The sequence below is a fragment of the Cypionkella sp. genome, assembly GCF_034376685.1.
Taxonomy (GTDB): domain Bacteria; phylum Pseudomonadota; class Alphaproteobacteria; order Rhodobacterales; family Rhodobacteraceae; genus Cypionkella.
Genome location: NZ_JAXMJJ010000081.1, coordinates 1 through 12,329, shown reverse-complemented (window position 1 = coordinate 12,329; position 12,329 = coordinate 1). Strand labels below are relative to the sequence as shown.

The window sequence follows — 12,329 nt, the reverse complement described above, 5'->3', positions numbered from 1 at the left end:
TGAATGTCGATCACCGCTGGCCTTTCTTCGGCGCTTTCCGGTCTGAATGCAGCAGCGCGTGCGGCTGAAATTGTCTCGTCGAACATCGCCAATGCAATGACTGAAGGCTATGGCCGGCGCGAGTTGCAGTTAAGCGCGCGCAACATTGGCGGTAGCGGTCAGGGTGTCACCGTAACTGGCGTGCTGCGGCGAGCTGATCCGATCCTCCTTGGCGATCGCCGGTTGGCGCAGGCGGGCAGCAGTGCGCGTGAGACCACGGCGGCTTTTCTCAAGAAGATTGAGAGCAGCTTGGGCACAGTGGACAGCGCCAGCTCCCTGGGCAGTCGCATCAGTGATTTTGACACGGCCCTGCTGGAAGCCAGTTCTCGCCCGGAATCTGAGGCGCGGCTCTCGAAAGTACTCGATACCGCCAAGGCGTTGGTCAACCATCTCGGGCTTGCGGGAACCGACATTCAGCAGGCCCGCACTGCAGCCGACGATCAGATCGAAGCGCAGGTGGCGCAGGTCAACACCGCGCTGGCCCGGATCGCCGATCTCAATGGCCAGATCCGGGCGACCACGGGCAGCGGACGGGACAATTCAGCGCTGATCGACCAACGCCAACAGGCAGTCGACAGCATCGCCAAAATCATTCCATTGCGCGAAGTGGCCCGTGACAAAGGCGAGGTGGCTCTTTTCACCACCGGCGGCACTGTGCTGTTGGACGGTTTGCCCGCACGACTGGGTTTCACCCCGGTGGGCGTTGTCATAGCCGGGATGACGCAAGCCAGCGGTGCTTTGTCTGGGCTGACACTAAATGGCAAAGCGGTGTCGACGGCGGCAGAGGGCGGCCCGATTTCCGGCGGCACGTTGGCGTCACAGTTTGCCATCCGCGATGATCTGGCGCCCCACGCGCAGGCAAAGCTGGATGCCGTCGCCCGCGATCTTGTCGAGCGGTTCGCCGCTTCGGGTCTGGACAGCACGCGGTCTGTCGGTGCGCCGGGGTTGTTTACCGATGGCGGTGCCGCGCTGAATGCCGCCAATGAGATCGGGCTTGCACAGCGCCTGACAGTTAGTACAGTGGCTGATCCCGCACGGGGCGGCGCCCTATGGCGGCTGCGCGATGGCTTGGGCGCTGCCACACCGGGGGCTGCAGGCAATGGCCAGTTGCTGAAGGATCTGCAAGCCGCGCTGACCTCGCCGCGCACGCCAGTTTCCGGCGATTTCATGACCGGCGCGCGCAGCTTTTCCACGCTGGCGGCAGATATGGTTTCGGGTGTGGCCAGCGCGCGGCTGACGGCCGAGAGTGAGGCCAGCTATTCATTGGCTCAGCTGGACACACTCAGCATGATGGAAATGGAACAAGGCGTTGATACCGATCAGGAGATGCAATCACTGCTGATGATCGAACAAGCCTATGCCGCCAATGCCAAGGTGATTTCCACGATCGGCGAGATGATCCAGAAATTGTTGGAGATGTGAGTGATGGGTGCGGTTTCCCTTGGCGATATGGCCCGGTCTTTCATGCTGCAGCGGCATACGGTTGACCTGAAGCAAAGCCTGCAGCGGCTGACAAATGAAGTCGCGACAGGCAAGGTCAGCGATACTGCTGCACGGGTTTCGGGCGATCTGGTGCCAATTTCCAGCCTCGACACCGCGCTGGCCCGACTGAAGGGTTATGGGGCAGTAACCACAGAGGCGGGCATGTTCGCCGGAGCAATGCAGACCGCACTTGCCACCGTCGACAGCCTTGCCTCCGATCTCGGCAATATACTGATTTCCACTACAACGGGGGGCTCACCCGCGCTGGTTGATGCCGCAGGCCGCGATGCCGAACAGAAATTGCAAACCGCGTTGTCTGTTTTCAATACCCGCTTTGGGGATCGCACCCTGTTTGCTGGCATCGAGACCAACGCTGCCGCCATCATCGACTCCGACACGTTGTTGACGACCCTGACCGCAGCTGTTGCAGGCGCTGTCAGTGCGCAAGATGTTGAAACGGCGGTGACAACCTGGTTTGAAAGCCCCACGGGCTATACCGCGCTGGCCTATAAAGGCGGCACCAGTCTCGCGGCTATGTCGATTGCACCGGGCGAGGAAGCCACGGTTGATGTGACGGCGAAAGACCCCGCGCTGCGGGACACTGTCAAAGCACTGGCACTGGCGGCACTTCTCAATCGCGGCGTTTTGGCTGGCCAAGCTGCGGGGCGGCAGGATCTTGCCCGTCGTGCTGGTCTGAACTTGCTGGAAAACAAGTCCGACCGCACCCATGTTGCGGCCCGACTGGGTCTGGTTGAGGCGCAGATCGAGGCCGCGGCCACCCGCAACGCCAATGAAAGCTCTGCCCTTCAGATTGCGCGCAATGGCATCACCGAGGCCGACCCATACGAATCTGCGACGCGGTTGGATGAGGCTCAGACGCAACTGGAAAAAATCTATGCCCTTACCGCGCGGCTTTCGCGCCTCAGCTTGCTGGATTACTTGAAATGAGAAGAATTCTCTGCGCGGTGATGGTTGGGCTTTTATCCAGCGCCGCATGGTCCGGGCCAATTCGGATCAAAGATCTGGTTGAATTTGACGGCGTGCGTTCGAATGATCTGGTGGGTTACGGGTTGGTGGTGGGATTGAACGGCACTGGCGACGGTTTGCGCAACGCACCTTTCACGGAAGAGATCATGTCAAACCTGCTGGAACGCCTTGGCGCGAATGTCACGGGCGAGCAGTTTCAACCAAAAAATGTGGCGGCGGTGTTCGTAACAGCCGCCCTGCCGCCCTTTGCCCGTGCGGGCGGGCAGATTGATGTCACCGTCTCGGCCATCGGCGATGCGAAAAGCCTGCTGGGCGGCACCTTGATCATGACGCCGCTAAATGGCGCGGATGGTCAGATCTATGCGGTGGCGCAAGGCGCGATCATCGCTGGCGGTATTTCTGCCGAAGGGGAGGCGGCGAAAGTGGTGCGAGGCGTGCCGACGGCCGGGACGATCCCCTCAGGTGGGCGGGTGGAGCGCGAGGTGGAGTTCGACTTCACCCAGCTTGAGTCGATGCGCCTTGCCCTGCGCGAGCCCGATTTCACCACGGCAGAACGGATCGAGACCGCGATCAACGACAAGATGGGCCGTGGTTCGGCCGAGATGCTGGATGCGGGCACAGTTTTGCTCCGCACAAAGGGGCGCTCACCCGCGCATCTGGTAAGCCGCGTCGAGAATATTCAGGTGCAGCCCGAGACAAAGGCGCGGGTGGTGGTGGATCAACGTTCAGGCACGATAGTGATGGGGCAGGATGTGCGGATCAGCCGGGTCGCGGTGGCACAGGGCAATCTGACGCTGCGGATTGAGGAAACTCCGATGGTGTCGCAGCCCAACCCGTTTGCGGAAGGCGAAACCATCGTTTTGCCGCGCACATCGGTTGATATTCAGAACGAACCGGGCACCGGATTGGCCGAGGTTTCCGGCGGAACCAATCTGTCAGAGGTGGTGGCAGGACTGAACGCGCTGGGGGTGGCACCGCATGATATGATCGACATCCTGAAGAGCATCAATGCCGCCGGGGCGTTACATGCCGACTTTTTGGTAAACTGAAACGGGGCATCCGGCGCCCGATTCAGTTTGCATCGACTCAGAAGTAACTTCGCACCAGCGCGCTGGATACAAGGCTCCAGCCATCGGCGACCACGAAAAACGCCAGCTTGAACGGCAGAGACACCACCGCAGGCGACACCATCATCATCCCCATCGACATCAGCACGGCGGCAACGACAAGATCGATGATCAGGAACGGTAGAAAGATCAAAAAACCGATCTCAAACGCGCGTTGAATCTCCGACAGGATGAACGAGGGCACCAGCAGCGACAGCGGAGCATCCACCGGCAGAACCTGCACCACATTCGGTCGCAGATTTTGCAGCGCAGCGAAAGTATCCCCATCCAGACGATGCGCCATAAAGCCACGAAATGGGGCCAAAATCAGCGGAACTGCCTGCTGGATATCGATGCTGCCTGCGTTCAGTGGCTCCACCCCTTTCACCCAAGCCTCGGTGAACACCGGATCCATCACGAACCATGTTAGAAACAGCGCAAGGCTGACAATCAGCATGTTGGGGGGCGATTGTTGTAGCCCAATTGCTTGGCGCAGGATTGACAGCACGGTTACGATGAATGGAAAGCAGGTTATCATCACGGCAAGACCCGGCACCAGACTGAGCACCGTCATCACCACAAGCAGCTGCACCGAGCGGGTCGACAGAGAACTGCTGTCGCCGAAATCAATCGAAAGCCCCTGCGCCAGCGCCGGGACGGTGAACATCAGCAGTATCGCCAGCGCCAGACACGCGCGTTGCATCATAGCCCACCCCTCAGATTCACCACTTCGGTCAGCCGGACCGCGAGTTGGCCGGAGTTATCGCCCTCCAACTCTTGCAACTCCCCGCGAGCAATCAGCCGATCACCGACGTAAAGCTCAACTGGATCATCCACCCGGCGATCCAGTGCCAGCACCGCGTCGCGCGACAGCCGCAGCAAATCACGCACCAGCGGGCGGGCCTTCCCGACCGAGATGGTGACCTCAATCGGCACTTGGCCAAAGGGATTGCCGTCTGACAGTTCATCCATATTTTTTCTCCTGCTCTGGAATATCAAAGAAGCCGCGCACAGCGGCGGAAATTTCAGCGGTTGCACGATCGAGATTGATCTGCGTTTCAATGCCGCCAAATTTCAGATAGACTTGCCCTTCGCTGAGGCTGGGTTCTTCCGTCACGATCAACGGCAGGCCTGTGGCCTGCTCCAGCAAAGCTTCTACCGCCGGACGCGTGGCAGGATTTAGCACCAATGTGATGGGCGTATCCGCCAGATTTTCAGCCATTGGCATTAGCACCTCAAGCACCATTTGGGGTAGCGTCTCACGGCCCAGCGCGGGCAAAAGCCGCCCGACCATCTCGCTCATCAAGGGTTGCAGAGCGCGCAGAACGTGCTGGCGGGCCTCGTGGAAGGTAAAAGAGAGCCCTTGCAAATTGCGCGCCAAATCGGCCTGCACGCGGGTCTGGTCACTGGATTGCGCGGCAGCCGCATCCTCCCATCCTGCGCTATAGCCGGAGTCATAGGCAGCAAGCCTGGTCTCCTCAAGATACATAGTGTCGAGTACAACCGTCTTGCCGCCGCTTGCGGATTGCTCTGTCTCAAAGACCTCTAATCGTAGGGCCATCAGCGCGCCTCCTCCTCAACTTCCATCCAGCCGCGCAGAATTTCGACGGATTCGACTTGACGTTCTTCGATCAGCTGACGCAGACGGCTCATCGGATCTTTAGCCATTTCCGATCCCGGCACGCCCGAGACCACCGACAGGGGCGGCAAATTGAGGCCATCGTCGATCTCGCCTGTCAGCACACGTTGACCGTCAAAGCTGCCCCCGCCTGGCAGCGCCAGCGTCGCCATAGAAGCGAGCTCTGCCTGCCTGGGGCGGGCAGAGCCCAGCACTGGGCGGATCACAAACAACCCCAGAATCAGAGCTACCAAAGCCAACACAGCGGTTTGGATCAGCGTCATCAGATTGATCTCACCGAAGGAAAACATGCTGGTTGCGATCACTTCGCCTGCCTGCGGCAGAGGTTCAAACGCCAATGATTTCAGCGTCAGGATATCTCCCCGCGTGATATCAAGACCTGCGGCAGATGTGACAAGCTCACGCAGAATCGCTAGTTCTTCCTCGGGGCGTGGCTGCAAGCTGACGGTGCCATCGGCAGCCGTAACAGGCACACCATCCACCAGAACCGCGACCGAAATCTTGCGCACGGCACCGGGTGCTTTGACCAACTGCCGATTGGTTTCGGAAACCTCGTAATTCACCTTCTCGTGCGTTTCGGAGTTCTCACTTTTGCCATTGCCGCCCTCATCCGTCTGCTTGGCGGGCAGATTTGAGGCCACGGTAACATCGCCTCTGGGCTGTGTGCTGGAGCCAGTTTGCTGGGTGTTGTCGGTGGAAATTGCGACTCGGCTTTGCGGATCAAAACTGCGCTCGGTGATCTGTTCGGCATCGGTGACCAGGTCCACCGCTACCTCAACCACCGCCTTGTCCCGCCCAACCCGCGCCGCCAGCAGGCGTTCCACATTCTGCTTGATCTCAGCGGCTTTGCTCTCGCCTGCGACCGCCTGATCGGCGCCCGAGGCGATCAATCCGGCAACAGAATCAATCACCGCGACCTCATCCGGCACCATTCCCGGCACAGAAGCTGCGATCAGATGCCGCAACGCATTGGCTTGCACGACGGGCAGGCTGCCGCCGACCGAGGTGATCGTGACGCTGGCACTGGGCTTTACATCGCGCTGAAACGGCTGCGACGGGGCTTGTGCAATATGCACGCGTGCCGCGCGAATTTGCGGATTAGATAGAATAGTACGCGAAAGCTCTCCCTCTTTCGCCCGCCAATAGGCCGCATCAAACATTTGTGCCGTGGTGCCAAAGCCAGAGAGCGAATCTAGCAACTCATATCCCGTGCCTGAATTCGCAGGCAAACCCTCCGCCGCCAACGTCATCCGCAATGAGTCGCGTCGACTGTCATCGACATAAATCGCCTGACCGCGCACCTCGTAGGTTACCCCTTTCTGATCCAGCGCAGTGACTACGTCTCCTGCGGCGGAACTATCTAATCCCGCATAAAGCAAAGACATTCCCGGCATCCCACCCATACGGGATATCGCCATGACGGCTAGGAACATCGCCACAGTTGCCCCCAACACAACAAGACGTTTGCGCCCATCAAGGCCTAGCCAAATTTGCAACAGATTCTGCACGATCGGTCTCCGGTGAGGGGCTTCTGCCCGATGAAACCAGCTTTGGCGGATTGGCCTTAACAATCGGTTAGTGAGCTTGGATCTATGTTTGTTCTGCAAGCAAAGGACGGAGGACCAGATGGCCGAAGCTGAACAGCCGCGAGATGCGGCGCCAAAAAAGAAGTCGAGAATGCCTTTGCTGATCGGGCTTGTGCTGGCTTTGCTGCTTGGTGGCAGCGGATTTTACGCCACTTGGTCAGGATTGATTCTGGCTGCGGGCACGGATCATGCAGATGGTGCCGCTGAACCCAACCCATTGCCCGATATCAGTTTTGTGCCCGTAGGGTCGGTGATCGTATCTATCGGTCCCGGCGAAGACGGTCGGCATCTTCGCTTCACTTCGCAGCTGGAAGTGGCGGGCAGTCACGCGGCAGAAGTCACCAGCCTGCTGCCGCGTATTGTCGATGTGATGAACGGCTACCTACGCGCTATTGATCCTACCGAATTTGACGATTCTGCAGCACTGGTGCGGATGCGCGCGCAACTTTTGCGCAGGATCCAGATTGTCACCGGCGATGGCCGGGTGCGCGATCTGCTTATCACCGAATTTGTCTTGAACTGAAGGAAACTCAATGGTGCTGATCGCGGATATTTTGATGGCGGCAGGTTCTTTCGGGGCGGCGATATACTGCTTTGTACTGTCGGGCAGGTTGAAGAAGTTCACCACCCTGGAAACGGGTATGGGCGGCGCGATTGCAGTGCTTTCGGCGCAGGTCGATGACATGACGCGAGCGCTGGAAAATGCGCAAACCGCGGCGCTTGGCTCGGCGGATGGGTTGATGGCGCTGACCAATCGCGCCGAATCTGTGGCTGGCCGGTTAGAACTACTGGTCGCTTCGATGCATGACCTGCCTGATCCTGCCGCCCCTCCTCCTCATGTTGAGGCTGAACCTGCCGAGGCGGCCCGCAATCTGCGCTTCGTGCGCCGACGGTTGCCCCGAATGGATACGGAGGCGGCGGAATGACAAAGCCCCGCTCCCGTGGCGGCCGCGGCACTTTGCTGATCCTGACGCTTTTTTTAGCCGCATCTGGCGCTTTGCGTATTGGGTCTGGCGTGGGTTCAGCCTTGGCAAATTCTGTGGTCGAAGCACCTATGCCCAGTCCTGATCCGAAAACCTGCCCGGCCACTCCTCTCGCCTTGACCGAAGCTTTGACCGCGCGCGATGGTCAAGTCGCCGCGCGCGAAATCGCCCTTGCCGACCGCATGGCGGCCCTTGCGCTGGCCGAGGCTGCAATCAAAGCCCGGATGGATGAGATGACTGCCGCCGAGGCAAGCCTGAAGAAAACCCTTCAGATCGCCGATGGTGCGGCAGAGGCCGACTTGAATCGGCTGACCGCTGTTTATGAGGCGATGAAACCCACTGACGCCGCCAAACTGTTCGGCGAAATGGCACCAGAGTTTGCCGCCGGGTTTCTTGGTCGGATGACTCCGAGTGCAGCTGCAGCAGTGATGTCAGGGATGGATCCGGCAAAAGTTTATTCGATTTCTGTACTGATTGCTGGACGCAATGCGTTGGCACCGAAGAACTAGAGTCAGTCTTTGTTAATCCGGCTCTGCGATGCTGTGGTTGCGGAAACTGGGTAAGGTTCAACCATGTTCGGAATTATCGGTATCGTCGTCATCCTTGTAATGGTGTTCGGCGGGTTTGTGATACACGGCGGTCATCTTGCCCCAATTATGGAGGCGCTGCCGTTTGAGATGATTATGATTGGCGGTGCGGCAGCCGGGTCTTTTCTGGTGTCGAATGATCTTGCTGCGGTCAAACACACCGCGAAAGACGTAGGAAAAGTCTTTAAGGGGCCCAAATGGAAGCCCAATGATTTCCGTGATTTGTTGTGCCTGCTGTTCGAGTTGATCCGTATTGCCCGTACCAATCCAGTTGGGTTAGAGGAGCATATTGAAAACCCGAACGAGTCCACGATTTTCGGCAAGTACCCCAAAATCCAGAAAGATCATGAAACGGTTGATCTGATCGCCGATACCTTTCGCGCCGCCTCGATGAATTACGACGATCCGCATCAAGTTGAAGAGGTGCTCGACAAACGGGTCGAGGCCGCTTTGGCCCACGCCATGCACTCCAGCCACGCGTTGCAGTCTATGGCCGATGCTCTACCCGCTCTTGGCATCGTTGCTGCGGTTTTGGGGGTAATCAAGACTATGGGATCCTTGGATCAACCACCTGAAATCTTGGGAGAAATGATTGGATCGGCCCTGGTTGGCACCTTTCTGGGCGTGTTTCTGGCCTATGGCCTGATGGGCCCCTTCGCCGCGCGGGTGAAGACCGTGGTGGAAGATGACGGCCATTTCTATCAGCTTGTCCGGGAGGTGCTGGTGGCTAACCTACACCGTCATGCCCCGAATATCTGCATCGAGGTCGGTCGCCAAAACACCCCGCATCACGTCCGCCCGACCTTCGCAGCGGTCGAAGAATCTCTCCGGGCTTTGAAACAGGAGGCCGCATGATCCGGCTGATTTTCGGACTATGGCTTTCCTTGACGAGCGTGGCCCCAGCCGAGCCCGTTGTAGTCAAATCCGGCGAGCATGACGGCTTTACCCGCTTGGTGCTGGAATATCACAGCCCGGTTGATTGGCTAGTCGGCCGGACAGATAACGGCTACGCGCTGCGCATCGCAAACGACAGCCCCAGCTACGATCTGACAGTGGCATTCAAAGTGATTGGAAAAAGCCGCCTCGCCGGGATTTCTGTCGATCCAGACAGTGGGGTTTTGAACCTGGCTATCGCCTGCGCCTGCTACGCGATCCCGTTTGAATTTCGTCCTGGCATCGTTGTGATCGATCTGCGCGACGGCAAGCCACCAAAGGGCTCCTCCTTTGAGAAGCCGCTGGCGCAAGCCCCAGTACGGCCCGAAGCCAACACCGAACCCGTGCACGGCGACAGCATGACTGCTCGCTATGACTGGACGCTTCAAGTCTTGGCACAGTTGCGGACAGGCCAGCGAGAAGTCACAAAGACGCCCCCGTTAGTTCCCCTGCCCAACAGTGATCCCGCGCTGCAGCCGCTTCGCGACTCTTTGTTACATCAGCTAAGCCGGGGTGCGGCACAGGGTATGGTCGATATGGCAAAGTTGCGACCGAGTCAGACGGTGAAACCCAAATTGGCAGGCGAAGCTATCCCCTCAGTCCGGATAGGTTTGGGAGAACTGCCTGGCGTACTCATATCAAATGGCCTGCCTAGGCCTCATAGCGTCGGCGAACAGGGCCAAACTTGCATCGGGTCTGACAGGCTGGATGTGGCAAACTGGGGCGATGAAAGCCCGATCATTGTGCAAATCGCCAAATCGAGAGAAGGTTTGATTGCCGAGTTTGACAAACCTGATCCCGTCGTGCTGCAACGCGCAATCCAGTTCAACATCTTCATTGGCTTTGGTGCCGAGGCAAAGCAGTTGATGCGGGCCTTTCCCGTTGACGTGCCGGACAAATGGCTGTGGCAAAGCATGGCACGTCTGGTCGATGCTCGCCCCGATCCGAGTTCTGCTTTCGTCGGTCAAGAATCTTGCGACAGCGCAGCCGCACTTTGGGCCATACTCGCGCAACCCAAGCTGGACATCAGCCAACACGCTAACACCAATGCCGCTTTTCTGGCGTTCTCGGCCCTGCCCATCGGCTTGCGTCGCGATTTAGGCCCGGTCTTAGCAGATCGGTTCATGGCAATCGGCTCCGATGACGCGGCCGCCCGCGTACGGGACGCGATCTTGCGGGCCCCGGGCGGAGCTGGCCCTAACGCGGCGCTTCTGACTGCAAAAATAGAGTTGCACCAAGGTGATGCTGCCGCAGCAGAGGCGATGTTGCAACAAATAGTCACCGATCCCGGTCCTGCCACAGCAGCCGCTTTGGTGGCATTGGTCGAAGCGCGCATCGCGCAAGATATACCGATCGCGCCTGATATGGTTGTAGCCCTTGAGTCTGTCGTGAAAGAGCAAACTGGCTCAGCCGCAGCCCCAGCCGCCATCCGCGCGCTCTTGTTGGCGAAAGCAGCCTCGGGCGACATGGACGGAGCCTTCGCTTTGCTGTCAGACGCACCCGATGTAGAGCCACAGCTTTGGCGAGTCCTATCTCTGATGGGAACGGATGACGCAATTCTGGCGCATGCAATTACAGAGTCCTCTGCGCCACGGCCCCATCTGACGCCGGGGTCTGCGGAAAACCTTGCTGAGCGGTTGGCACGCTTGGGCATGGCAGACAGTGCGCTGCAATGGCTGCGCGATGAATCGCAGGTCGATCCAATCCTGCTGGCCAAGATTCAGTTGCAGCGCCGCGATGGGCGCGGAGCGTTGCGAGCCCTGACTGGTCAAGATTCACCTGACGCGTTGCGTCTGCGCGCGCAAGCGATGCAGCAACTGGGCGATGAGGCCGCCGCCGCACATATCTACGCGCAGTCGGGGGATACTGAGGCCGAACAGCGCTCACTTGGCATTGCGGAAAACTGGGAGGAAATTAGCATTCGGGGCACCGATCCGTGGAAACATCTGGCCAGCGAACTGACTCCAGCACCGAATCTCGACGCCACCTCGGCTGTTGGCACAGGGCCGCTCGCAGTTGCGAAACGGCTGGTCGATCGCAGTGCCGCAACCCGAAGTGCTGTCGACGGGTTGTTGGCGCAAATCGCTGCACCTTGACCTAGAATCCCAGATTTTGGTTACGGTTTGGAAAGATTCTGATCCTATTCTGCCCGTATTGCCGCCGCAAAACGTGACGGATCATTTGGGGGAAACCCATGCCAAATTGGCCAAACTCATCACAGCTTCGCGGCGGTTTCGCCACAGCAAAAGTATCAATGTTGCTGTGTGGCTCTACCCAAAGCCACACCGAATCCGCCATGTGCGATCTTGCTGCACAACATGCCGCTCATAATAGCGATGTGCCGCTGGAGTTGCTGATGGCCATCAGCAGGGTGGAAACCGGACGAGGTGCAGATGGTGAAATACAACCGTGGCCTTGGGCGATCAATCAGGGTGGTAAAAGCCATTGGTTTGACACCGCAGACCAGGCGATCAACTATGCGAATGGTTTGCTAGCGCAAGGTGGGGAAAACTTCGATGCGGGTTGTTTTCAGATCAACCTGCGTTGGCATAGCAAGAATTTCGGTTCGCTTGCAGATATGTTTGACCCAGAAACTAACGCTACCTACGCTGCGGCGTTTCTGACCAGTTTGTTTCAATCCGAAGGCGGCTGGCCCCAAGCAGTTGCCGCTTACCATTCGCGCAACCCTGATCAGGCGCAGGCCTATCTGACCAGGGTCGAAGCCGCTCTAAACAAGTTGCGTGCAAACGGAACAGTGCCCACCGACGCCGGATATGTAATGGCGTCTGATGCCATATCAACGCCCCGCTTGAATCGCTTTCCGCTGCTTCGATCGGGTGAGCGCGGTTCTGCTGCATCGCTTGTGCCGCTAACCGAAGGCGTCATGCCTCTGTTCGAATCTCGGCCATAACATGCCGAAAATCCAACTGACCGCCGCTTCATTTTACCAACCAACGATCTGGCTTGCATTGGCACTGATGGCCGTC

At 58.6% G+C, this 12,329-nt stretch carries 13 protein-coding genes; 9 read left to right on the top strand and 4 right to left on the bottom strand.

Annotation, left to right across the window (positions count from 1 at the left end):
• Window positions 1-3 precede the first annotated feature (3 nt).
• The 3 genes from flgK to U1A24_RS15500 are packed head-to-tail and all read left to right on the top strand — an operon-like array spanning window position 4 to window position 3,557.
• Window positions 4-1,461 carry a flagellar hook-associated protein FlgK gene (gene flgK, locus U1A24_RS15510; RefSeq protein WP_322322881.1) on the top strand — a complete coding sequence of 486 codons (1,458 nt, stop codon included), beginning with the start codon at window positions 4-6 and terminating at the stop codon, window positions 1,459-1,461.
• Window positions 1,462-1,464: 3 nt separating this feature from the next.
• Entirely contained in the window at window positions 1,465-2,469 is a 1,005-nt protein-coding gene (locus U1A24_RS15505; RefSeq protein ID WP_322322880.1) for a flagellin, read from the top strand.
• A gap of 20 nt (window positions 2,470-2,489) precedes the next feature.
• Window positions 2,490-3,557: a flagellar basal body P-ring protein FlgI gene (locus U1A24_RS15500; protein WP_322322900.1), complete on the top strand. Its 1,068-nt coding sequence runs from the start codon at window positions 2,490-2,492 to the stop codon at window positions 3,555-3,557.
• A 37-nt stretch (window positions 3,558-3,594) separates the two neighbouring features.
• Here U1A24_RS15500 and fliP read toward each other — a convergent pair whose 3' ends face one another.
• The 4 genes from fliP to fliF all read right to left on the bottom strand — a co-directional run bounded on the left by fliP (window position 3,595) and on the right by fliF (window position 6,761).
• On the bottom strand, window positions 3,595-4,317 hold the full coding sequence (gene fliP, locus U1A24_RS15495) for a flagellar type III secretion system pore protein FliP (RefSeq protein ID WP_322322899.1): 723 nt from the start codon (window positions 4,315-4,317) through the stop codon (window positions 3,595-3,597).
• Complete coding sequence (locus tag U1A24_RS15490) at window positions 4,317-4,586, bottom strand: FliM/FliN family flagellar motor switch protein (RefSeq protein WP_322322879.1); 270 nt, start codon at window positions 4,584-4,586, stop codon at window positions 4,317-4,319. Before U1A24_RS15490 ends, fliP begins: the two co-directional genes overlap by 1 nt.
• Window positions 4,579-5,007 (bottom strand): flagellar biosynthesis protein, encoded by a 429-nt coding sequence (locus tag U1A24_RS15485; protein ID WP_322322878.1) that lies wholly within the window; start codon window positions 5,005-5,007, stop codon window positions 4,579-4,581. The genes U1A24_RS15490 and U1A24_RS15485 overlap by 8 nt, the downstream gene beginning before the upstream one ends.
• A 167-nt stretch (window positions 5,008-5,174) precedes the next feature.
• Entirely contained in the window at window positions 5,175-6,761 is a 1,587-nt protein-coding gene (gene fliF, locus U1A24_RS15480; RefSeq protein ID WP_322322877.1) for a flagellar basal-body MS-ring/collar protein FliF, read from the bottom strand.
• Window positions 6,762-6,879: 118 nt separating this feature from the next.
• On the opposite strand from fliF, the gene U1A24_RS15475 reads away from it, so the two are divergent.
• From U1A24_RS15475 to U1A24_RS15450, 6 genes are all read left to right on the top strand, one after another.
• Window positions 6,880-7,362: a flagellar basal body-associated FliL family protein gene (locus U1A24_RS15475; protein ID WP_322322876.1), complete on the top strand. Its 483-nt coding sequence runs from the start codon at window positions 6,880-6,882 to the stop codon at window positions 7,360-7,362.
• Between the two features lie 10 nt (window positions 7,363-7,372).
• Window positions 7,373-7,765, top strand: coding sequence for a hypothetical protein (locus U1A24_RS15470; protein WP_322322875.1), 393 nt, complete (start codon window positions 7,373-7,375; stop codon window positions 7,763-7,765).
• Window positions 7,762-8,331, top strand: a complete 570-nt coding sequence (locus tag U1A24_RS15465) for a hypothetical protein (RefSeq protein WP_322322874.1) — start codon at window positions 7,762-7,764, stop codon at window positions 8,329-8,331. The genes U1A24_RS15470 and U1A24_RS15465 overlap by 4 nt, the downstream gene beginning before the upstream one ends.
• A gap of 63 nt (window positions 8,332-8,394) precedes the next feature.
• Window positions 8,395-9,264, top strand: coding sequence for a flagellar motor stator protein MotA (gene motA, locus U1A24_RS15460; RefSeq protein ID WP_322322873.1), 870 nt, complete (start codon window positions 8,395-8,397; stop codon window positions 9,262-9,264).
• A gap of 98 nt (window positions 9,265-9,362) precedes the next feature.
• Window positions 9,363-11,438, top strand: coding sequence for a hypothetical protein (locus tag U1A24_RS15455; protein ID WP_322322872.1), 2,076 nt, complete (start codon window positions 9,363-9,365; stop codon window positions 11,436-11,438).
• Window positions 11,439-11,536: 98 nt separating this feature from the next.
• Window positions 11,537-12,253: a lytic transglycosylase domain-containing protein gene (locus tag U1A24_RS15450; RefSeq protein WP_322322871.1), complete on the top strand. Its 717-nt coding sequence runs from the start codon at window positions 11,537-11,539 to the stop codon at window positions 12,251-12,253.
• Window positions 12,254-12,329 lie beyond the last annotated feature (76 nt).